Source organism: Streptomyces sp. NBC_01363, assembly GCF_026340595.1.
Taxonomy (GTDB): Bacteria; Actinomycetota; Actinomycetes; order Streptomycetales; family Streptomycetaceae; genus Streptomyces.
This window is the reverse complement of the sequence record NZ_JAPEPF010000002.1, coordinates 414,860-437,605: the sequence shown is the minus strand read 5'-3', so window position 1 is coordinate 437,605 and position 22,746 is coordinate 414,860. Positions and strand designations below refer to the sequence as shown.

Here is a 22,746-nt window from a genome sequence, read left to right as displayed (position 1 = left end):
CCTGCAGCAACAAGACAATAGCGGCCTCCCACCGTCACCGTGCGACGATGTCGGCCCCCACCCGTACACAGCTGCTTCCGGACGTCGCACGTTCGCAGCGGACTCGCCACAGGCCTCACTGCCAGAGGACGGGGAGCCTCACGCCCACACCGGCGGCACCCCAGACCAAGACGGAAGATCAGGGAAAGGCCAGCCTTTCATGGGATGTTCTGTAAAGCTGGTCCGGAACGAAGGTCACACAGGGTCGGCAAGGGGACGAATGGGCTTGCATATTGCGCGGATTGAAGTACGCAACTTCCGCAACTTCGGGCACCTGGTCATCGACGATTTCCCCGCCCACGCGGTGATCGTTGGCGAGAACGGCGTCGGAAAGTCGAACCTACTGGAGGCGATCCGCCTGGTGCTCGATCCCTCCTTGCCCGACTCGCGGCGCATGCTGCGCGAGGAGGACATCTGGGAGGGGCACCCGGCCGGCCTGGCAGGTGGGGCTGAGGTGACCGTCGTGGTGGACCTGCAGGGGTTCGACACCGACAACGACGCCAAGAGCATTCTGTCCGCTGCCACCGTGGACTTCGACCCCTACACCGCCCGGCTGACCTACCGTTTCGCTCCCCGCGCCGAGATCGTGAGCGCAGGTGACAGCGGCCTGCAGTCCACGAGTCGGCCACTGACCGCGCAGGACTACGACTTCGTTGCGTTCGCGGGCTCCAGCGAGACAACCGATCTTCGTGCCATTCGCCGGGAAGTGGCTCTGCGCGTCCTGCCGGCCTTGCGGGACGCAGAGGGCGACCTGCACAACTGGCGGCGTAGCCCGCTGCGCGATCTCCTCGAGCGGCTGCCCCTGGACCCGGCCAACCTGCAGGCCACCGCGTCGGCAATCGCCACCGCGGTCGACCAGCTCACCAAAGACGGCAACGTCGCCAAACTGGAGAGGCACCTGACCGACCGGCTCGGTGCCATGTTCGGACCGCGCCTGGCGGTGCAGCCCACCCTCGGCTTCGCCTCCTCCAAGCCCGACGAACTGATCCGCGCCGTCCGGCTGTTCTTCGACACGGCCCGCCGCAGGGGCATCTCCGACACCAGCCTGGGCAGCGCCAACGTCATCTACCTCGGCCTGCTGCTGGAATCCCTCGCCCAGCAGCGCCTGGACGATCAGTTCGTCGCCACTCTGGTAGCCCTGGAAGAACCCGAAGCACACCTTCATGTCAGCCTCCAGCGGCACCTTTTCGGCTATCTGCTGCGCACCGGGCAGCCCCTCATCCTCACCACCCACAGCCCCCACATCGCCGCGGTCACCCCGGTCCGCTCCTTCATCGTGCTGCGCGCCACCGAGAACGGCACCACCGGAGCCAGCACCGGCGCCCTCCCCGTCAGCAGCGACGAGGCAGCGGATCTGGAGCGCTACATCGACGTTAGCCGGGCCGAGGTCCTGTTCGCCTCCGCGGTCATCCTGGTCGAAGGGCTGGCCGAGCTGTACGTCCTGCCCGCCCTGGCCGCCGCCGCAGGGTTCGACCTCGACGCCTACGGAGTCGTTGTCGCCAGCGCCCACGGAACCGACTTCAAGCCCTACCGTGCCCTACTCGGCCCGCAGGGCCTCAATACCCCTCATGTGGTCATCACGGACGGCGACGCTGCCCCCGACAAGCGCAACCGGCGCGAAGCCGGCCTCAAGCGGGGCGCGAACCTCCACCCCGACTCCACCCGGGCCACAGCGCTCCTGGACCAGATCGCACTGCTGCCCGAGCCCGGTGCGGCCGGCTACCACGCCGGTCGCGTTCTGCTGGCCGGCGCTCTGGAGAGCGCCGGTGTCTACGTCGGCGCCCAGACCCTGGAAACCGACCTGTGCCCGCTGTTCGGCGAAGAGATCATCCAGGCATTCCAGGAGCTGAGCAGCAACGCCACCGCGATCGGTGAGGTACGCCTCGGCATCAGCGGCGAACAGCAGGCGACAGTCGACCCCGGTGCCCGCAAGGACATGCTCAAGCGCATCTCCGACCTCGGCAAAGGACGTTTCGCACAGCGGCTCACCGCGCACATCGCCCAGATCGACCTGCCCGCCCGCATCCGCACGGCGGCCGACATCGGCGACGACACTCCCCTGGACGCCCAGGTCCTGCGCCGCCTGGGGAGCGCCGCCTACCTCTTCCTTGCCCTGGACAAGATCTCGCTGGCCACCCGCGGAACCCCGCTGTTCGCCCTCAACCCTGCCCCTTTGGACGACAGCCGGCAGGGCACCGATGCTGATCAGTGAGCCTCTGCTGAGGGAACTCGAAAACCTGCACCCCAAGCAGCGCACCGCCGTCCTCCATCCAGGCAATACCGTTCTGCGGGCCGGCCCCGGCAGCGGCAAGACCCACACCCTCGTCGCCCGCATCGCCTATCTGCTGCAGACACAGATCTCGCCCTTTCGCGGCGTCGCGTGCATCACCTACACCAATGCCGCGGCCGACGAGATCCGCCGTCGCGTCCTGCGCAGCGGTGTGCGCTCCGAAGGACGGATCACCTGCTCCACGGTCCACGCCTTCTGCCTGAACGAGATCCTGCGGGCCTTCGCCTCCCTCACCCGTCAGCCGGCGCCTTCAGCCGGGCAGGTCTTGAACAAGACGGCCACCGAAGTGCTCCTGCAGTACTGCTTCGACCAGGTGGGCATCGGCGAGGTCCTCGCCCAGTACCGCACCGCCGAATGCACCCGCATCCGCCGCGCCCTTACCTGCGAGGAGCCGCTGGACGCCTTCGACCCGCGCGAGGTGCAGGCGGCCCGCCTCTACGAGGAACAGCTCCTCGCCCGCGAAGAGATCGACTTCGAGGCCATGGTGACGCGCGCGGTGCGCATCGTCCGCGAGCACGAGCCGGTCCGCGACCTCCTACACGCACGGTTTCCTCACCTGATCGTGGACGAGTACCAGGACCTCGGCGGAGTGCTACACGAACTGGTGGTGGCTCTGCACGACCTGGCTGGCATCACCGTCTTCGCGGTCGGGGACACCGACCAGTCCGTCTACGGATTCAGCGGCGCCGACCCCAGGTATCTGACCGCCCTGGCGGACCGCAGTGACTTCCGCGACCTGGAACTCGACGTCAACTATCGAAGCGGGCAGGACATCATCACCGCCGCGGAGGCTGCCCTGGGCACGCCCCGGGGGCGCCGGGCACGCGACGACGCGCCCCCCGGAGATGTCAACCTCGTACAGGTCGAAGGGGCGCTCGATGAGCATGCACGCCTGACCTGCGATCTCGTTCAGCAGGCCGAGCAGCAGCAGATCAGCCTGGAGCGGATCGCCGTCCTTTACCCGCAGCGCGGCCCTCTACTCGACGCCCTCAACACTGAACTGACGAACCGACAGCTGCCGTTCCTGTACGAGCGGGACGACGAACTGCCCGATGGCACACTCTCGCGGTTCATCCAGCGCTCCGCGAGCCGCGCGGTGACCAACTTCCAGATCCACGCCGCCCCGGGCGCCGACCGCGCCGGCATGCTCCGCAGGGCCGATGCACCGTCGCTCGCCGCCCTGGCCCGTACCCTTATGACACTGCGTACCGAGGCTCATCTCCCGCCTGCTGCATCGCGACTGGCCTTGCCGCGGGCGCTGCAGATCTGCCTTGACCCCCAGCCGCCTTACCCGGCCGATGCGCCCGCCCAGGACTGGCTGCAGCGGCTACGTTCGGGGCTGGAACTGGATGCGGTCGCCGCATCGCACCCCGATCAGGACAACACCAACTGTCTGGACGAACTGACCCGCCTGTGCCAGTCCAAGGGCCTCCTCCTGCAGGACCTCGCCCAGGGAGAACAGGTGATCGGCAAGGTCCTCCTCACCACGTATCACGCGGCCAAGGGCCGGGAGTTCGACACGGTGATTTTGCCCGGGCTGCTAAATGGCATCATCCCGCGCAACGTGCCCGACCGGGGTAGGTGGCGAAGCCCCACTGCGAAGGAACTCGCCGAACAACGACGCACCTTCTATGTGGCGCTGACCAGGGCGGAGAGGACCCTGCACCTGATCGTCGGCCCCGGGCACCACACCAGGAACGGTTATTGGCGGGCTGATGGCCCTTCAGACTTTGTGGTCGAGATGGCCGGTCGCCTGCCTCCGGCTTGAGCACCTGTCCCGTGTGGGGCCGCTGACCCCGCGGAGGTGGCCGAGCGAAGTTCTTCGGGTGCGTCCACGGCTGCATGTGTGTGCGGCGGTCGGCGGGATCGCTGCGCCGAGAGCGTCACCGGCCCGTGGGCTCCTGAGGCGGCGGAACGGTGACCTTGTAGGCATCGAATAGTTCGGTGAAGAACGCCTGCAACAGCGGGCGGGCCCGGTGCGGGTCGCTCAACTCTGTGGAGCCGAAGCGGAAGACGTCGTAGCCGGCGAGCTTCAGGTCACGGTCGCCGCGCACGGTGGCCGCGTAGGCCCTGCCGTTCTCGTAGTGGTGGGCGCCGTCGACCTCCAGGACCACACGCCGGCCGTGGGGTAGCAGCATGAGAAAGTCCATCCGGAAGCGTGTCAGCGCCTCCGGCCCGCGCTGCCGGACCGTCTTGTGGTCCCAGTGCAGCCAAACCTCCGGCAACAGCGCGGGCAGCGCCTGCGTACGGGCGCCATGGATCGCGTGGTACAGGGTGAACAGATGCCGCTGCGGGGAGGTGTCCTCCGGCGGCAGGCACGCCATCAGCCGGTGGTAGAGGGACCGCTTGGCCTCGGATTCGTCACCGATGCCCTGCGTGTCCTGCCACCACCACTGCAGATCCCGCCAGCAGATGCCTTCCGGTCCGATCAGCCGGTCGTAGACCAGGATTTCGTCGGTGTCACCCAGAACCTCGATGGCGTTGTCGACGGCATCGAGGAAGCGAATATCGGGCTTGCGAGATGAAGCGAAGATCAGATTCTTGGGGCGGCGCCTCCTGCCGGGGCGGGTCGCCATCAGTTGGAAGTGCGGATAGCCGTCCCGCAGACCCACCTCCTCCAGGCGAGCGCCTGCATCCGCGAGCGCGGAATTGATGGTCTCGGCAATGCCGCGCTGCCGGGGAGGGTCAGGGATCGCCTCCGGGGAGACGAGGCCTTCCAGGAACCGGGCGAATCGTCCGTGGCGGCCGGACTCGAGGGCCCCGAGCTGCTCAAACAGCTCCTCGGTGGACCAGTCCGAGTTGCGCAGCACGTGCCTGTCGATCTGGGCGCGCAGACTCGTCCGCGCCCCGGTGAAGGCCGCAAAAGGATCGCTGTCCAGTACCCACAGCCGCTCCAGGAGCCGCTCGAAGCGATCCGCGCGGAAAACCAGCTCCTCCAGGCCCACCGTCCGTGTGATGGCCCGGCGCACCCGCCCGGGTATTTCCACCATCGGCTGCCCCGCCCACAGTGCGTCTTCAAGGGCGACCCGGTCCACCTGACCCAACTCGACCAGTTCGGTGTCCAGGATCCGCTGCGCCACCGCGGCCAGATCACCGTCCTGAAGTGACGACAGGCAGGCCTCCAGACGTTCCGCCTTCGATCCCTGCTCAGGCAGGGGCGGCAGATCCAGTCGCGGGCACAGTTGGTCCAGTTCGCGGTGCGTGTACACGCCCAGACTGCGGACAATGCCGCCCACCGCTGTCCGCAGTTCCACCAGTTCGTCCGCCACGATCCGAGTCTGACAGACCGCAGCACGCGCAGAACGAAGCCCGGAAAATGACCGACTCCGACCGAGGTGATGTCAGCACCGAGGGCCTCGCGGCAGCGCCTTCGCCAGCCGACGTGGATGGACCGGATCGGTGACGCGTGGACTGTTCTATTCCCGGAGTGCTTTTCGGATGAGGTCGCGGAGTGCACGGGCGCTGGCCATAGCGTGCTGGTCGTCATCGGAGCCCATGGCTAGTAACTCGTCAAGGTAGGTGACTTCATCGATCGCCTCGTCCCACTTCGCCTGTCCGGCCAGCGCCTCGACGAGACGGCGGCGGGTCTCGACTTCGAGCGGCCCTGATATCCCTTAGTCCAGCAGTCCTCGGCAGGCGTCCATGCCTGTGAACCCCCTTCAGACCGGTCCGCCAACCAGGCCTCCCAGCGGCGGCGTGATGATCAGCGGTCAAGGTTATGGGAGAACTCGACAGGTCCGGAGGCACCTGGCAATTCTGGCCTGCCCACGTTCCGCACGCCCCGCGGGCACGGTTTTCGCTATGAGCCGCCGACTGCCTGCCGGCCGGTCCACCCGTCAGATCCATTGCCTCGGTTCGGTGATGGAGGCCTCCCAGGACGACCAGCATTGTGACGGACCAGGACTCTCACTCACGGCGCCTCCACCCACTCCACGGGTTCAGGGGCGGATTCCGCCGCGGCCTCACCCACAGGCTCTCGCACCTCGGGACTGGCTGTGCTCACCGGGGGTTCCGGGACGGTCGCGGCGTGAGGGATGGCCGCAGCGCAGGCGGTGCAGGTATCGGCGAGGTGCCAGGTCCGCCCGCTGTCAGCGTGGATGAGCAGGAGTCGCAGCGGCCCCGCGCAGGGCCCCTGTCGCCGGTGCCATGCGCAGGCTTTCTCGCGGCACCGGCATGTGCGCAGATACGGCGGCAGCCGGGACTCGGCGAGGTGGGCTGCCAGGTGCCGCCGGATTGCCGGGAACCCCGCCGCACCCGCCGCCAGAGCAGGCGGCGGGCAGGCGCTGCACGTCAGCGCGGGCCGTCCAGCCGGGCTACTGATCGTGACGGTCCAGGCGCGTGAGGACAAGGCCAAGGACATCGGTCGCTCCAAGCCATGGTCGGTCAGTCGCCGCCCCTCCTTCCGGGCGACTCCGGGAGCGCACACCGTAGTGCAGACCCCTGCCCTACCGCAGGCACATCCACGCCATCACAAATAGGGCAGACGTCTGCACTGCCAGGGCAGGAGTCTGCACCGTCGGATGGAGGGGTGACGATCTTCCCGCCGCCGGAGCCCGATCCGACGGCACTGCGGTTTTCCCTCTCCCATCTGCGCGCACAGCACAGGTGGAGCTATGACGAGCTCGCCGCTCGCAGCGGCCTGTCGCGCCGCACTCTGATCGAGATCGAGCAGGGCCGCACAATCGGCACGTTGGCGACCTGGCATGCCCTCGCCCACGCCTTCGGTGTCCCGCTGGGCGAGCTCCTCGGTCCGCTGTGCGAGGGGCACGAACCACCGGGATCCGGAGCCTGATTTCTGCAGCTTCCCCGCCACCCAAACGGGATAGCACCCTCGCACGCATGTCCCGAATTGGAACTCGTGTCGTTTTCCTGTCACCGCATCGGGCGGACCGGGCAGCGTGTGCTTAGGCGATGGGCGAGTCCACTGACATTTTTCACTCCGGCACCTGCTTGAGGTGTGGCCCATTCCCTGCGCCCGCGTATGTGCGGCGTGGGCCTTCGAGCTTTCCGGAGAGATCTGTCCCATGCCCTTTTCCCCGACCGACGAACAGGCTGCCGCTCTGGAGGCATTCCGTAGTGGCGGTCATCTCGCCATCCAGGCCGGCGCAGGCACTGGCAAGACGTCCACGCTCGTCTTCCTCGCGGAGCAGATGCCCGTGCGGCGCGGGCGCTATCTCGCCTTCAACCGCGCCATCGCACTGGATGCCGCCGCTCGCTTTCCGTCGACGGTGCAGTGCAAGACGGCCCACTCGCTGGCCTACGCCGCTCTCGGCCACCTCTTCCGTGGCCGTCTCAACAGTCCTCGCAGGCCCGGCTGGCGGATCGGTCAGGACCTGGGGCTGCACACCCCGGCCCGTATCGGCCAAGTGGGTCTGATGCCGGCCACGCTGTCCAACGCGGCGCTGCGGACGGTCACCCGCTTCTGCCAGTCGGCCGATCCCGAACTGGCCCATCATCATGTTCCCTATGTGCGGGGCGTCGACGACGAGGAAGGCCATGCGGAGGTTGCCGACCTGATCCTGCCGTACGCGGTGAAGGCATGGGCCGACCTTCACGACCCCCAAGGCGGCATGGTGCGATTCGAACACGACCATTACCTGAAGATGTGGGCCCTGACCGAGCCCGCCCTGCCCGGTGACTTCCTCCTGCTGGACGAGGCCCAGGACACCAACCCCGTCCTCGAGCAGATCGTCCTGGCCCAGAAGGAGCGCACCCAGATCGTCATGGTCGGCGACTCGGCGCAGGCCATCTACGGCTGGCGCGGTGCCCGCGACGTGATGACCCGCTTCGCCGGTCACCACCTGACGCTCACACGCTCCTTCCGTTTCGGCCCGGCGCTCGCCATCGAAGCCAACCGCTGGCTCACTCTCGCAGGCGCCCCCATCCGCCTCTCCGGAGCACCCGACGTCCCGACCACTGTCGGATGCGGCTCAGGGCGCCCCGATGCTGTCCTGTGCCGGACCAACGTCGGAGCGATGACCGAGGTCCTCTCCCTCATCGCGTCCGGCACGGCAACAGCGCTGGTGGGCGGCGGGGATTCGCTGCGCGCCCTGGCATGGGCGGCCCGTGACCTCATCGAGGGCCGCCGCACCCACCACCCTGAACTCGTGCTCTTCACCACCTGGGCAGCACTGCGCGACTACGCCGAGCACGATCCCGCCGGCAGCGACCTGCAGCCCTTCGCCAACCTCATCGACGAGCACGGTCCGGACGCCATCCTCCAAGCCGTCGACCGTCTTGTTCCCGAAACCGATGCCCAAGTCACCGTGTCCACCGCCCACAAAGCCAAAGGCCGGCAGTGGGCCCGGGTGCGCATCGCGTCCGACTTCACGCCGCCCGCCGATACCGACGAACTCGATGCCCAAGGCCAGCCCGTTCCCAAACCCGTGGATGAGGCAGAAGCCCGCCTGGCGTACGTCGCCGTCACTCGAGCCCGCCGCCACCTGGACCCCACCGGCCTCGCCTGGATCAGCCAGCACCCCGACAACCCCGCTGCCCTCGCAACCTGCGCCCCGGCACGCGGCTCCAGCCCAGCACGGTGAGAGTTCGCCGCCGAGGCGAACCAAGCGACGAGAGCGAAAGGGATCAGGCCACGGCCCCGATTCCGCAGGACGAACATGCCTCGTGATGGATCGGCGTGTGCGCTCTGGTCAGCGGGGCGGACGGCTGGCAGCAGCAGCCATGTTGAGGCGCCGAATGCCTCCCCCATCCGCTGCCCGTGTCAGGGCGCGCCCCTGACACGAACGCGCGGGGCCGACGCGGTTCGATATTGGAGGGCCGACTGCACAGTTGAAGATGAGGCGGCGGGGCCGCGCGGACGCCCGCTCAGGCCGGCGGGTCGGGCGTGATGTGTGCAGCGCGGAACTCGGCGAGCGACTGTTCGACGCTGGCGATGGTCAGCCGCCAGAAGTCCCAGCCGTCGATGTCGTCGCTGCCGGTGGCTGCCCGGGCCGCAGAGGTGGGGGTGCCCCACAGGCGGTTCCAGACGCTGATCCGGCTGTCTGGTCGCAGCACTCCCGGGTACTCCTTGTTGTTGTAACGGCCGGTCAGTGCGATTCCAGCGGCGAGTTCGGCCGGGTCCAGGTACTGGAGCAAGTCCCGCACGTCGACAGTGGAATGTTCTGGGGCGATGACTGGGGTGGCCGAGCGCTGGGCCGTGGACGGGACGGGCTGGTCTCGCGTCGGGGCACATGCGCGCTGCACAGCCAGGGCTGCATTAGCCGCTGCGCTCCATTGTGCCGTCGGTCCCGTCTTACTGGCGATGAGTGCCTGGACGCTGGGCAGATCGCCCGGCACCTGGGCGAGTACCGCGATCTCTGTCATCAGATTGCGGCGCTGGTCGGTGATCTGGGTGGCGTTGAGCGCCAGGATCCGTATGGTCTCGTCGGCGCGGCACACGCGGCGTTGCGCCTCCGCCTTGGAGTAGGGCATGTGACTGCGGCGGGCGTAGCCGGCGGCGTCGAACCCGAGCAGTTCGGGATCACCCATGCGGGCCGGGTCCAGAAGGACTGGCTGTTCAAGAGCCAGATCGTCGCGTCGACGCCAGGCGCGCGGCCCTGCCAGCAGCGGAAACCGGCTGCCCTTGGCGCGGCCTTCTCGCATGCCGTCGAACCGGGCCCCGCCGCTGTTGCAGTGCTTACACGCGATCCGATAGTTGTCGATCGTGTAGGCAAGCCACCAGTAACCGTGATGGCCTGGTTCACCGAGTACTTCGGACTTCGGCCGGAAGTGATCGACGGTGACATCCGCGCGCTGGATCGTGGTCTCGCAGTACCAGCACTTTTGTCCGACGAGCGCGAGCAGCGGGCCGCGTACCTCCTCATCGGTCCAGTGGTCGGTGAAGGCGCGCTTGGTGTTGCTCGCCATGGCGGCCAGCACGGCGTCCAGAGTGGGCACGGTCTTGGCCGCCCACGCCGGCGGGGTGGTGAGCCCGCTCATGTCGACATGTCGCATCGGCGTCAGATAACCGACGAGAAGTGCTCGTTGAACAGCTCGGCGACCAGGGCCTCCAGGACATGCGGCGGCGGAGGGTTGGTGCCGGTGGCGGCCTCGACGAGGGCGCGGCGCCTGCGGTGGAGTTCGGCGAGGAAAGCCGCCACGAGGTGATCCCGGTTGGCGGTGGAAAAGCCCAGGGTGTCGAGTTTTCCTGTGACCTCGCGGAGCTCCTCCTGCAGGACCTCATCGTGGGCTGCTGCAGGCAACAGCGCGTACTGCCGGTCGATCAGCTCCTGTGTATGTTCGTCGAGTTGAGTGGGCAGCCCAAACAGGTCGGTGGTCAGCAGGCCACCGGCGCCCTGGCCTCGCGGGGTGGTCTGGGGGGTCACGGCGGTGGCCCGACCTTCCTGATCGGTGGCGACAATCCGGATCTGCTGGCGGGTCATGTTGGCCACCAGCAGAGGCTCGTGGGTGGCCGTGATGAATTGCGAGTCCTGATGTGCTCCGAGCACGGTGCGCACGGAGCTGTACCAGCGCCGACTCCACTCGGGGTGGAAGTGCGAGTCGGGCTCATCCAGGAGGAACAGTGACTCCTGTGCGCGCTGGAGCCGCAGCAGACCCAAAATAGTGAGGAGTTGCTGCTCTCCGGAGCTCAGGTCGTCCAAACCGAGCATCACCGCGCCGGTCTTGTGGAGTCTGACATCGACGGTGAGGTAGCCGGCGTCGAGCAAGGTGGCGAGCAGCCCGAACATCGACAGGTCGCTGTCGAAGAGGTTACGGAAGGCCTGGACATCCTCCGCGGTGCCGAGGACGATCCGGAAGCCGTCGGCGGGGCTCGCGGCGCCGTCCACCGGATAGGCGTCGGGAATGGGGCCGAACCGGCCGGAGTCGGCCACGGCCGCGAACAGGGTGCGGGCGGGCCCACCCAAGCCCCAGTACGGCAGCGCTGCCAGCGACGCCCCACGTATGGTGCGGGGGGCTTTGATGCGCAGGATGGCCGAGGCGACGTGCTGGATGTAGGAGTGCTCGCGCAGGTAGGTGCCGAACGAGTCGGCCCAGTGGGTGGTCTGCGCCAGGAGTAGCAGCGGCAGGTGGGCAGGCGTGCACAGGAAGACGGGGGTGTACAGGGGGCAGTGGATGGGGAGGGTGAGCTGTTCCGGCCATGCCTCCTCGGGAGCACGGCTGGCGAGCCAGTCGTCGAGATCCTCGCGCCACTGCCGGCCCCATTCACCCAGGCGGCGCGTCGCGAAGCGGCGGTGCTGGTCGAACTCTGCGGTCCAGGGGGCGTGAGGGTGGGCCTGATAGCCGAAGACGTGGTCGGGAAGATGGCGCGGCCAGTGCGCCCTCGGCACTCTTGCCGGCTCGTGGCCTGCCTGTTCCACGGTCAGTTCGGGGGCGGCTTCGCGGGAGGCCTGCACGGCCCGCACGGTGGTGCCGCGCAGCTCGTATTGGATGTCGAAGGGGAAGGCCGCGCGGCGTTTCGGCCGGTGCAGGGCGCCGAAGATCTCCGCAAGAGCGTGCAGGGCTCGCGACTTGCCGCCGCCGTTGGGGCCGATCAGCGTGGCGATGGCATGGCCGCCGTCCACCGCGTTGGTGAGGTCCAGGTGGAAGTCACGCAGCCCGCGGTAGGCGGGAAGGCTCAGGTGGAGCAGCCGCATGTGGTCCCCCCAGGCGGTACAGATATGGTCGCGGTCACGTCGTCGGGCCCTCATCCGGGCGGTCGCCTCGTGCGCCGTAGGGCCGCAGCGCCTCGGTCAGTGCGGTCAACTCCTCGAGCGCCGAGTGCAGTTCGTCGGCGATCTGCTGCGCCATGTGGTGCAGGTCGGCTTCGGGCTCAGCGGTGGCAAGCGGATCGTCCGGTGGGTCGGCGGCCAGTAGGTCGAGGTTGGTGCGGTCCCGGGCGAGCAGGTCCTGCACGCTGTAGGACCGGAACACGGGGGACTCGACCCGCTCGCTGCGGGGCCGTCCGGGCCGGTAGGCGGACACGAAGTCGTCGTAGTCGGCGCTGGTCAGCGTGGTCGACTTGGTGGGCGCAGGGCGGTGGGTGCGCAGGTCGTACACCCACAGCTGCTGGGTCGACGGCCTGCCGTCTGCCCGGGGAGCGGCCTTGTCGAAGAACAGGACGCTGGTCTTGACGCCAGTTGCGTAGAAGACGCCTGGCGGTAGCCGCAGCAGGGTGTGCACATCGCACGCGTCAAGGAGCCGGCGCCGGATATGCTCGCCGGCGCCGGCTTCGAACAGCACGTTGTCGGGTACTACGACGGCGGCGCGGCCGTCGAGCTGTAGCAGACTCTGGACGTGCTGGAGGAAGTTGAGCTGCCGGTTGGCGGTCTCCGCCCAGAAGTCGGGCCGGTAGTGCGCGTACGCCTCCCCGGCGATCGTGGATCGCCGTCCGAACGGGGGCGTGGTGAGGACCAGCGTCGCGTGCCGTGTCGGAGTCCGGGTGAGCGCATCGCCCACGTCGATCAGGGGAGCGGCGTCGGCCCGCGTCAGTCCGTGCAGGACGAGGTTGATCGTGGCCAGTCGCGCTGTGGCGTCGACGAGTTCGGTGCCGCTGAACGCGTCCTGGGAGAGCCGGGCGCGCTCGGCGGGGCTGACGCCGGGGGGAAAGTGTTCGATCAGGTACTCGAATGATTTGGTCAAGAAGCCGCCGGTGCCGCAGGCCGGGTCGATGATCGTGTCTCCGATGCCTGGCTGGACACACTGCACGATCGCCTCGACCAGCGGGCGCGGGGTGAAGAACTGCCCGGCACCGGTCTTGGGGTCGGCGGTCATCCGCGCCAGCAGTGCGTCGAAGATGGCGCCAGGGCTGGAGTTGCCGTCTCCTGACCAGTGGTAGCTGTCGACCAGGTCGATCAGCCGGGCAAGTTTGACGGGATCCGGGATTCGGTTTTGTACCTTGCGAAAGAGTAGACCGAGGTTGCCCGGACCGTACGCAAGGCGGTCCAAGGCCTGCTCGTAGCGCTCCCGCTGCTCCTGACCGGCGCTGTAGCGGATCCCGGCCCACTCGTCGTAGCCGGTCATCTCCACGGGGTTGAGCGGGCGCTGGCTCTGCTCGTGGGCGAGCTTGAGGAGGATCAGGCAGGCGAGTTGCTCGACGTACTCGAGGCCCGAGACCCCGTCTTCTCGCAGCACGTCGGCGAAGGACCACAGGACCTTGGCGAGGTCCGGGTCGGGCCCGGGATGCGCGGAAGCAGGTGGGTTCACAGCGACGACTCCTGGTGCGCGAACGGGTGCGCAGCGCGGGACAGTTGGCCGGTGAACGCCTGCTGCAGGAGGTTGCTCCGCAGCCGGTCGGCGATCTCCACCGCGCGTGCGGCCGCGGCGGAGGCGGCCTGCAGGGATGTGAGGTGGGCGTCGACCAGCGCGACCAACCGTTGTTGCTCGCCCGCTGGCGCGACGGGGACCGGCATCATCCTGATCTTCCCCAGACCGATGGACGCCAGACCGGCGACCTTCGTGGCGTTGCGTTCGCACCACTGGCGGCCGAATCCGCCCGCATGCCAGGCCAAGAGCTTCGGGTGCAGCTTTTGGCCGGTGATGCGCGCACGGAACACATGGTTTTGGTGGACGCAGTTGGGAACCTGCTCCTCCCAGATCCAGCCGCGGCCTAGCTGACCGCGGTCTCCGCCGCCGGTCAGGAGCACGTCACCGGTGCGCAGGCGGGCAGCCTGCGCCCGCTGCACGGGCAGTCGGATCATATGGATGTCATCCAGGGCCAGCCGGCCTCGCTGCACGTTGGCAACGCGCAGGCAGGGGACCTCCACGTCTGCGGGGTCCCACTGACGTCTGCTGTTCTTGGCCACGCCGAGGGTCAGTTCGGCGACGCTCTCCAGACGGGTCCACCGCCAGTCGGTGGGCAGGGCAGGCAGAGCTCCGTCGTGGGTACCGGCGTCCGGCAGGCTTCCTGGGCTCCGGTCGGTGCCTGACAGGCGGCCCAGGGTGGCCTGGGCGCTCATCGCGTGGGCCAGTTCCTCGGCCTGGTCGGCCGCCCGGCGGGTGCGGTTCGTGCTGGCGTCGATCAGAGCAAGGTTGTCCTCCACCAGGCTGCTGATCCGGGCCTGCTCGCCAGGTGCCGGGAGCGGCAGCAGGATCTGGGCCAGGTCACGGTGGTTGATTCGGTAGATCGCGGCGCTGCCCTGCCGCGCCCGGTCTGCGATCTGGCGGCGCACCACCGGCGAGTTCCACAGGTGCGCGAGGTAGCGCGGGTCGACCAGGGAGGGCCGTACGCGCACGCGGATCATGGTGTCGGGGAAGGTTGTCGCACGGGGCGGGACGTCCACCAGGGCGCCCTCGCCGACCAGGGAGCGAGATCCGCTGACCCGGCTGACCAGCATGTCACCGGGTTCGGCCAGGGCGGGCGGGCTGCTGTGGGCGCTCTCGTCACCGCCCTTGGTCTGAGTGAAATCCACCGTTACCGCGCGTAGGGCCGTGGCCCGCAGCACGGGAAACCCGTCGGAGTGGGCGGGCAGGGAGCGGCCGTTGGCCAGCGGTTCGCGCAGGACGTCGGCCAGCTTCACCAGGGTCCAGCCGGTGGGAAGGTCACGGTTCAAGCGAGTGCCTCACCCAGGTCGTCGATGAGGCCGATCGCGGCTTCGGCGCCGAATGCGCCAAGGAACCCATCGGTGCCGCCCCGGCCCGAGAACGGGACGCTGTCGAGTTCCCGGGGATCAAAGCGATCCTCGGCTGCGGCAGTCGCCTCCGCAATGTTCTCGATCCACCACGCCTGGGCCGGGGTGAAGGGCCCTGCCTGCTGCAGGAACGCGGCCAGACGCCGTCGCATGTCCTCGGCGGCCGCACTCGGCCCGGTGGGCTCCCCCGCGGCCGGTACGGCGGGCCCGTCGTAGAGACGCAGCAGCAGCTCACGCAGCGCGGGCCGGGTGCCCAGCAGCTCACCAGCATCGCGGACTTCCTCCTCGAGGGCCTGCGGCGTCCAGGCTGTTCGGACCTGCGCCACGTGGTCCGCGTCAACGGTGCCAAGAAGCCGGGCCACCAGCCCTTCCAAGGAAATGCCGGCCAGTTTCCGCACGGCGGCGCCATCCGCGTCGCTCACCACGGGAACGAGCCGGGCAAGCCGCACCCCTAGTTCGGCTGTCTCGTCGGCGCTCAAGTGGGCGTCCACCGTGCGTTCCAGCAGGCGCTCTAGGGCACGCCGGCCTGCCCGGCCGGACGCATCGGTCACGTTGACAAGCCGTCGGTGATGGTGGCGCGAGGTTCCCACCGCGTCGATCACCACGAACTGGGTCTTGGCGAAGGCTCCTGGGGTGACCGCGCGGAGCACGGCTGGCGCGATGGGCTGCGCCCCTTGCGCCAGTAGTCGCTCGTAGTAGGCAGCGGAGCGGACATCGCGCAGGAACAGCACGCATTCGACCGCCCGCATGTCGGTGGGGCCAGACATGATGTCCACCACCACCCCAATCCGAAACTGCGGATCGGTCCTGAAGTCCCTCAGCAGCTGGTCCGGGTTGTGGCTGCGCGTGGTGATCTTCTGGCAGAAGGTGTCATCGGCACCGAACACCTCGCGGACGTGGTGCACGATGTCTTCCGCGTGCGCGTCGTGGAGTGCGAAGACCACGGTCTTGGGGACGCCCAGCCCGCCCTCGGCCGCCCGCTCGGGGAACAGGGCAGGCAGTTCATCACGGAACGCTGTTATCACTGCGGCCAGCTGCTTGGACCCCACAGTCCGTGGGGCGCTGGCCGGTCCGGCGTGAGCCAGGTCCTCATCCAACTGCTCGTAGCTGGTACGGCGCGGGGCCTTAGCCTCAGCGGCGATGTGCCCGGCAAACGGGACCAGCGTCGCGCGTCCGGACGGCTCGAACCGTGCCTGGTAGAGGGAGTAGTCCACGACGAGTCCGTCGGCGACGGCCTGTTCGAAGGAGTACTCGCTAACCAAATTGGCATTGAAGAAGCCGAACACCGGGGCGACCGGCGTCGCGGTGAATCCAAGCACCGGAGCGTCGAAGTACTCCAGCAGGGCCCGGCCTCGTCCGTAGACCTGGTGGTGGCAGTCATCGACGATCACAAGGTCGAAGGAGTCCGGCGGCAGGGTCGGGGCGTAGGTCACTTCGAGCGGCGCGGTGGCGGACTGCGAGACCTGCTCGGCGGTCTCGTAGGCCGATACGCGGGCGGATCCGTCCTCCGGTTCGGGCGTGCCGGCCAGCACGCTCTCCAACCGTTGTGTCGTGCCCACAACGACGGAGGCCGACGCAGGCACGTCTGCCGATGTCAGCTCCGCGACTTGGTACACATCGGCCAGACTGCGGCCGGTGTCCGGGAAGGTGAACTGCCGCAGCACGGCCGTCAGCTGATGCGCCATGTCCAAGCGATCGACGACGAACAGAATGCGGGCGGCCCTGGCGTGTCGGAGCTGGCGGTACGCCGCGAAAACCTCGGCGTAGATCCGTCCGGTGCCGGTAGCCATCTGGACCAGGGCACGGCGATTTCCGGCCGCAAGGGCTCGCTCGACTGCCGAAACCGCCTGCAGCTGCGGCGAGCGCAGGCGGCCTGCCGCCTGCGTGCCCATCTGCAGCGGCGGCAGGGCCGCCATCCTGGCGCGATAGGTGGGGGCCTCACCGTCTGCCTCTGCCTCACGCCGCCAACGCGCCAGCGTGGTCGGCTGGTGAAAGCCGCTAATGAGCCGGGCGCCCGATTCTGGATCATTGGCGTCGTAGAAGAGCAGCCGCCGGCCGTCACTCACGTACCGATACGGCAGCGGAGAGCGCCAGACCGGCCACGGCGAGGCATCCGTCGCCGCGGCCGCCAGCCTCCCTGCCTGCTCCATGGCAGTGCCGAGATCCGCGCCGTCCCTCTTCCACTCGATGATCCCCATGACCTGCCCGCCAACCAGCAGGAGCAAGTCGGCACGGCGGCCGCCGGGCAGACGGGGCTCGACCAACACGCAACCCAGAGAGCGGTTGCGGTCATCATCGGCATCGGGGCCCAGAACATCCCACCCAGCCTTGGTGAGCCTGCGCTGCACCTCCGCCCCGATCGCCCCTTCTTCCAGCGGCTCATGGGCCGCATCGCGGGCACTGACGATCAGGCGCTCGCGTTCTGAAGCCGGCAGAGATGTGGGCCCAACTCGGAGGTCAAATTCGCGGCGCAGCCGCGGCTCGACCGCGTCCATCGGAGCCACTCGCTTCGACAGAACGCGTAGGTCGGACGCACTGGAATGGACGAAGGGCATCGGCTCCTGGTCGGCAGTCTGGAGACGGAAAAACCAGACAGCCAGCTCATAACAGCGATGCACCGGGCGCGACGCCACCGCCTCTGTCCGGTCACCATCGCCGTCCGGAAAACCGTGAAGGTCCTCGAACGCGGCGAGGACGCGGGGTGCGAGCAGCCCCGCCCGGGTCAGTACCCGCAGGCGGGACGGCTGGTCCGCCGTTGGCGGTCGCACCCCGGCCATATGGACCAGTTTGGTGGCGAGAACTTCGGCGAACTGACGGGCCGCCGCCACCGACTCGGCAGGGGCAGTGGATGCCCGGGCCTCTGATGAGGCGCCATAAAGGACCAGGAGTGGTTCGTGCGGCAGGAGAAACCCGAAATTGGCTGAGGCGAGCGCCAGGTCCGTGAATCGACTTTCGAGCTCGCTCGACTCTCGAGCCACGCCAGCCCTCCCTGCCTGACCTGCTTGGTGATGCGGTCGGCGGCGCGGTACCTGCTACAGACCTCCTTCCTACTCTATCGCCTGTCAACCGGCTGGAACATCAAGGTTGCCCCTGATGCGGATGGGCGCCACCCCCCAGGCAAGCCGGCCGACGGCGGGCCATCAGGTGCCCTCTGTTTCGCCGGCGCCGGGTATGGAACCGCTTGCGGCCTACGCATCCGCGTACCAGTGCCGTGCACGCTGCGCATGCAGCGGGCGCAGACTTGCCGCAAGGAGAGGCGCTCGTTGATACACACCGGGCAGTGCCAGCGACACCTCACCACACGCCCCGGAAGCCTGGACAGGATGCTGAACACAGGCACGGGCACTGCCCCCGGCATGCTTGAGCGGCCAGTCCCGCGAGCCTGCACTCCGCGCCCCGGCTCCCGGTGGAAGCGATCGGCGCCAGATGGCGCGGCCATCATTTTCCCTGTTCGAGGAGTTGGGCTTCGAGTGCGGCGATGCGTCTGTCTGAGAATCGGAGATTGGACCGGGCACCTTCGAGTCGTTCCTGAAGCTTGCGATGCTCTTGGGTCAGTTGATGCACTCGATATTTGAGGGTCGTGTTCTCGCTGACGAGGTGCTGAACGGACTCACCGGGGACCATCTGGTCAAAGTCGCGGATCTGCCCCATGAGGTCGCCGATCCGCTGCCGCTGGACAAGGACCTCCCTTTGGGTGCGCGTGAGTTCGGCTTCGGCGTTCAGTGCCCGCTCGCGCCAGGTTGCTTCGATCCGGTCGTGCTCAGCCTGACCAGCAGCATCACGGCGGGTGCGGCTGTCGGAGACGGCGTTCTGGACAAGTGCCCGCGCGTCCGCGTTCTCGTACAGGAACGTGGCGGAAACGTCGGCGCGTTGGGCGATGGCGCGGACAGTCACGCGGCCGCGGTCGCGGCGGAGCTGGCCGACGGCGGTCGCCACGCGGTCCAGTTTGTCTTTGGTCTGTGTGCGGCGGGCGGCGATGGCGGCCGCGGTGTTCGCGGGCTTCATGCCGCCTCCCCGTCGTCTTCGTAATCGTGTCGGGCGAGTTCCTGGGCGCGAAATGCAGTGGCCCAGACCCGCCCGAAATAGTCCTGGGGCCGACGCAGGTCGAGAGAGAGGGCCTCATCGAGGAGTCCGACGGCAGCCAAGGCCTTCTCCAGGCCGTTGATCGCGCGGGCGGTGGGCTCGAAAAGCTCGTGGAAGTAGTCCGCGATCTCTGGAGTGGGCGCCTGCTCCGCGCGCATGCGCCACTGCTCGCGCTTGCGGTGCCAATAGACGAGGTCGGCGCCAGAGAGTACGAACTTGTCGCAGTTGTGGCAGTCCATGTTCCAGGGGCAGGCATTGCCGTCGACGACGGGCTGGAAGGTGCAGAACCCACCCTCGGCCGGGGTGGACCGTCGGGTGAGGTCAACGACCAACGCAGTGGCCTGCTCACGGGTCATGGGCTCACCGGACGACAGCAGGAGGCCGGGCTCGGCAGCCCCAGGGCCCGCGACCCACAGCGCCTCTAGGGCCTCGTTCAGCTTGGGATCGGTGTTGGCGATGTGGGCGTAATGCTCGGCCATGGCCTCGGAGACCTGGCCAAGGTAGCGCTTAACGTGGGAGAGGTTGGCGCCGGCCTTGAGGAGTTTGGTGGCCAGGGTGTGGCGGGCCTGATGAGGGACACCTCGGATGTCGAGTTCATTGACCCAGGTCGAGAAGCCGGTCTGGAAGAAGCCATAGCTGACGCTCTGCAGCGCGGCACGGTTGGTTGAACGGCGAGGGAAAAGCGCGATGCGCGTTCGTTCCTCCGGCGTGGGCTCGCGCCCGTACCGCTCGACGAACCGGTCGATAGTCTTGGCCTGGCGTACTTTGAGCCGCTCCACGAGTCGTTCGGGGATACGAATCCCCTCGTCGAGATTCCCGACCTTGGTCTGGTCGTGCCAGAGCAGCGGCAGCTCGTTGATCCGCCCGACGCACTCAAGCCGGAGTTTGATCACCTCGTTCGCTCGGCGGCCGGTGAGGACCAGGGTCTCCCAGATGTCCCGCAGGCCGCGGTCTTCGACATCGCGCTGGTCGAGAAGGACAAGGTTGGCATCTGCGGCGAGCGCGCGAGCGACCTCGTCGGAGAACGGCTGGCGTCGGCCGCCGCGCGCGCCCCCGCCGGTAGGCGCAGCAGTGACAAACCTGCGGTCGAGACCGACTGCGCCAGTCAGACCTTCGGCCAGCCCAAACAAGAGCAATCGCCGCACGCCCGTAAAGGTACGGGCGACCGCATCCGGGGTCGCCCGTGACTGCTTGGGCCCTCGCCCCCCGGGGTCACTGTGCAGGCCGAGGGGTGGAAGCCCGTTACGACCCCTATGTCGCTGGTCGGCAACGAAATCGAGCATGTGCTGTTCCGTAAGCCGATGAGGATCACGACCGCCTGCTGGCGCCTGGGCGCTCAGGTAAGCGCTGAGTTCGGAGCAGGCCCGACGCATGGCCTTGAACGTGGTCTGGGAGCGAGGCGGCTTCGTCCGCAACAGGTCATCGAAGAAGTCCCACAAGATGTTCCGCATCCAGGTCTGGGAAATACAGGTCAGATCGAAGTGGCTGCTGCAGTTCGGGAAGATCACACCGTAGTGAGCGGTCTCAAAGAACCCGCACTGCTTGGTGTCCTCGCGGGTGAAATAGACGAGCCGCAGTTCGCTGAGCATCGCCTTAACGATCTTCCGGCAGTGGTCGGTAAGGCCATCCAGATCAAGGTCGGTGAGAGAGTTCACGTCCTGGTCGCGACAGTACTGGGCGATGTGCTGGATGAACCGCAGCGGCCAATACGCGCCTTCAAGCTGAGTCGTGGCGTGGTGAGACAACGTCCACTGGATCTCGGCTCGCACCAGTGGACGCAGTCCGAGCAGCGAGAGAGTGCCCGTCATCCGGACGATGACCGGAGCGGTCCGGCACCAGGAGTTGAACGCGGCCTCGTCGCCGTAGGTGATCGGCCCGGGGCCGTTCGGACCGGCATGCTGAGCCCCCTGGCGCCGGTCCGGGACCTGGGCGTCTCCCGGCCGCCCCTGACGGCTGTAAAGACTGCGGTGGCGGGAACACAGGCGGAGCGGGTGCGGATCGGCGAGTTCGCTGCAGGCCAGAACCCGGCATTTGCCCATGCCGGGCAACGGCGTCTGCCGAGACGCCCACTCCTCGTACGTCGGGACGCACTCCTTCTTGCGCATCCAACGTTCCCAGCCGGTCCAGCGTTTCGTATGAACGCTGCAAAGCCCCATCTGACCGACGGCAGGCAAGTCCGGGCAGATCAAGCAGGGCTTGGGATCTGACCAGCTCCGAGTCTGCAGCGGTTCCGCGATTTCCAGGAACGACGTGTAGGGCGCGCCGTCCCGGCGAAGGGCCATCCACTGGTCCTGGTGCCGGTGGCAAAGGTCCCAGCCCCCTTCCTTGCTCCGTTGGCAGTCCTCGACTTTGCACCGCCAGCCGTAAACAGGGTGGTCGGCGGGAATGCGGAGTACATCACCGTGGAAAATGGGATCGACCATGGGGCTGGCGATGATTGCCTCAAGGACCTCCAGCCGGTCCTTGACCGTGCGGGTGGCTGCGTGACGGTTCACCAGCAGCGCGAGCGACGAACTGCCCGTGTTCCTCACTCGTTCTCCTGCCAGACCGCCGTCAGGGCTGCGGAGAAATCGGGAGAATGAAGATCCGGGTGACCGTAGACCTCGTCGACCATGGCCGCGGATGCCCAGTTCCCAGCGGCCTTGGCCACGGACGGGTCGCCTTTGGCCAAAGCCAGAATCTTCGACGTGGCCGTGTGCCGGAACGCGTGCGGTTTGATGCGGCCGGGCAGGCGTGCCCGCTTGCCCGCCCGCCGCAGCATGCCGCGGGCCGCGTCCGCGGTCCACGGTTCACCGGTGCTCGGACCGGAAAGCTGGATCAGGAGCATGCCGTGCCCCGTGGCGTGCTGCGCGTACTCGGTCGTCATGTACTTGAAGTAGGAGCTGATCATGGCCGGGCTCACTCGGTAGATCTCACCACCAGTGATCACGCCGTCGACCACTTTCCAGTCCTCCTTCTTCTTCGCCCTGGCCCGATTGGGGTTGTTGTGCCGGTGACATACGTGGAGGTGAGGGCTTACACATTCCCCACAACCCGCGTGCTCCCTCAGGTGCAGGTCCACCAAATGGAGGCCGGTCAGGCCACCGATCCTCAAAGTGGAGTCGGACAACCAGGTCACGACCATTTCGTCGCGGGCGGTGTTCACCACCTCCATCAGGTCCGACCGTGAACCGTCGGGCAACATCTTCGGATGACGGCGCCGTTTACCGCTAGGCGGAGCCAGCGGGTTCGACGGCATCGATGTCATCACGTGCCCCAGCACGGCCCTTGTGCGGTCTGCCTGCGTGGGCAGTCGTGAGACGTCCAGCGACTCACGCAACTCGTGGTTGATGCCGAGCCGCACGCACTGGTGCAAATAGAACCTCTTCAGGACCGTCGCCGAAACCGACAGGCCAGCAGTGCTGTATGGACGCTTCGGCGGCACACGCCACGGTTGCCCGTACGGCATCGGCACCCGCGCCCCCACCGCCCCTTGATAGCGCTGCAGATCCTGGAGCGTAATCGTCTCTGTGGTCAGACCTTCACGGATGCGCCACCGAAGGTGATCGACAAGGTAGTAGGCGTAGGTCTGCTGGGAGCCCGAGCCTTCGTAGACGCGCAGATAGCTCTCGGCTTCTTCATCCGCCGTGTAGTCCGGCCAAAGGATTGAGTACGACCAACTTCCGTCAGCCCGGTTGATCTTCTGGACGCGTAGATCTTCCAGAACTAACGCTGCTCTCACCACGGGCAGTTCCTCTCTGGTCGTTCCTTACGGGACGAACAGAAACA

13 protein-coding genes are annotated in these 22,746 nt (G+C 67.7%); 4 read left to right on the top strand and 9 right to left on the bottom strand.

The window, feature by feature from the left end; genetic code table 11:
* The first annotated feature begins 265 nt into the window (after positions 1-265).
* Positions 266-2,251, top strand: coding sequence for an ATP-dependent endonuclease (locus OG611_RS30075; protein ID WP_266427278.1), 1,986 nt, complete (start codon positions 266-268; stop codon positions 2,249-2,251).
* The gene (locus OG611_RS30070) at positions 2,238-4,097 is read left to right on the top strand and encodes an ATP-dependent helicase (protein WP_266427275.1); all 1,860 of its coding nucleotides are present in this window, start codon (positions 2,238-2,240) and stop codon (positions 4,095-4,097) included. The genes OG611_RS30075 and OG611_RS30070 overlap by 14 nt, the downstream gene beginning before the upstream one ends.
* Positions 4,098-4,212: 115 nt before the next feature.
* Here OG611_RS30070 and OG611_RS30065 read toward each other — a convergent pair whose 3' ends face one another.
* Complete coding sequence (locus OG611_RS30065; protein ID WP_266427272.1) at positions 4,213-5,598, bottom strand: hypothetical protein; 1,386 nt, start codon at positions 5,596-5,598, stop codon at positions 4,213-4,215.
* Positions 5,599-6,857: 1,259 nt separating this feature from the next.
* On the opposite strand from OG611_RS30065, the gene OG611_RS30060 reads away from it, so the two are divergent.
* Together OG611_RS30060 and OG611_RS30055 are read left to right on the top strand one after the other, a co-directional pair.
* Positions 6,858-7,121, top strand: a complete 264-nt coding sequence (locus OG611_RS30060; protein ID WP_266427269.1) for a helix-turn-helix transcriptional regulator — start codon at positions 6,858-6,860, stop codon at positions 7,119-7,121.
* Between the two features lie 232 nt (positions 7,122-7,353).
* A complete protein-coding gene (locus OG611_RS30055; protein ID WP_266427266.1) occupies positions 7,354-8,871 on the top strand; it encodes a UvrD-helicase domain-containing protein in 1,518 nt (505 codons plus the stop codon).
* 283 nt (positions 8,872-9,154) lie between these two features.
* Here OG611_RS30055 and OG611_RS30050 read toward each other — a convergent pair whose 3' ends face one another.
* From OG611_RS30050 to OG611_RS30015, 8 genes are all read right to left on the bottom strand, one after another.
* The gene (locus OG611_RS30050) at positions 9,155-10,282 is read right to left on the bottom strand and encodes an HNH endonuclease (RefSeq protein WP_266427263.1); all 1,128 of its coding nucleotides are present in this window, start codon (positions 10,280-10,282) and stop codon (positions 9,155-9,157) included.
* Between the two features lie 5 nt (positions 10,283-10,287).
* The gene (locus OG611_RS30045) at positions 10,288-11,922 is read right to left on the bottom strand and encodes an AAA family ATPase (protein WP_266427260.1); all 1,635 of its coding nucleotides are present in this window, start codon (positions 11,920-11,922) and stop codon (positions 10,288-10,290) included.
* 34 nt (positions 11,923-11,956) lie between these two features.
* Positions 11,957-13,471: a class I SAM-dependent DNA methyltransferase gene (locus OG611_RS30040; RefSeq protein WP_266427258.1), complete on the bottom strand. Its 1,515-nt coding sequence runs from the start codon at positions 13,469-13,471 to the stop codon at positions 11,957-11,959.
* The gene (locus tag OG611_RS30035) at positions 13,468-14,817 is read right to left on the bottom strand and encodes a hypothetical protein (RefSeq protein WP_266427255.1); all 1,350 of its coding nucleotides are present in this window, start codon (positions 14,815-14,817) and stop codon (positions 13,468-13,470) included. The genes OG611_RS30040 and OG611_RS30035 overlap by 4 nt, the downstream gene beginning before the upstream one ends.
* On the bottom strand, positions 14,814-17,873 hold the full coding sequence (locus OG611_RS30030) for a DEAD/DEAH box helicase family protein (RefSeq protein ID WP_266427253.1): 3,060 nt from the start codon (positions 17,871-17,873) through the stop codon (positions 14,814-14,816). Before OG611_RS30030 ends, OG611_RS30035 begins: the two co-directional genes overlap by 4 nt.
* A gap of 460 nt (positions 17,874-18,333) precedes the next feature.
* A complete protein-coding gene (locus OG611_RS30025) occupies positions 18,334-18,900 on the bottom strand; it encodes a DUF6262 family protein (RefSeq protein WP_266427251.1) in 567 nt (188 codons plus the stop codon).
* Positions 18,897-21,509, bottom strand: coding sequence for a tyrosine-type recombinase/integrase (locus OG611_RS30020; RefSeq protein ID WP_266427249.1), 2,613 nt, complete (start codon positions 21,507-21,509; stop codon positions 18,897-18,899). Before OG611_RS30020 ends, OG611_RS30025 begins: the two co-directional genes overlap by 4 nt.
* The gene (locus OG611_RS30015; protein ID WP_266427247.1) at positions 21,506-22,702 is read right to left on the bottom strand and encodes a tyrosine-type recombinase/integrase; all 1,197 of its coding nucleotides are present in this window, start codon (positions 22,700-22,702) and stop codon (positions 21,506-21,508) included. Before OG611_RS30015 ends, OG611_RS30020 begins: the two co-directional genes overlap by 4 nt.
* Between the last annotated feature and the right edge of the window lie 44 nt (positions 22,703-22,746).

Excerpts from the sequence above, each read along its gene's own strand:
- OG611_RS30025 (WP_266427251.1), bottom strand. The coding sequence starts at position 18,900 with ATGAAGCCCGCGAACACCGCGGCCGCCATCGCCGCCCGCCGCACACAG.
- OG611_RS30055 (WP_266427266.1), top strand. The coding sequence starts at position 7,354 with ATGCCCTTTTCCCCGACCGACGAACAGGCTGCCGCTCTGGAGGCATTC.
- OG611_RS30070 (WP_266427275.1), top strand. The coding sequence starts at position 2,238 with ATGCTGATCAGTGAGCCTCTGCTGAGGGAACTCGAAAACCTGCACCCC.
- OG611_RS30050 (WP_266427263.1), bottom strand. The coding sequence starts at position 10,282 with ATGCGACATGTCGACATGAGCGGGCTCACCACCCCGCCGGCGTGGGCG.
- OG611_RS30045 (WP_266427260.1), bottom strand. The coding sequence starts at position 11,922 with ATGCGGCTGCTCCACCTGAGCCTTCCCGCCTACCGCGGGCTGCGTGAC.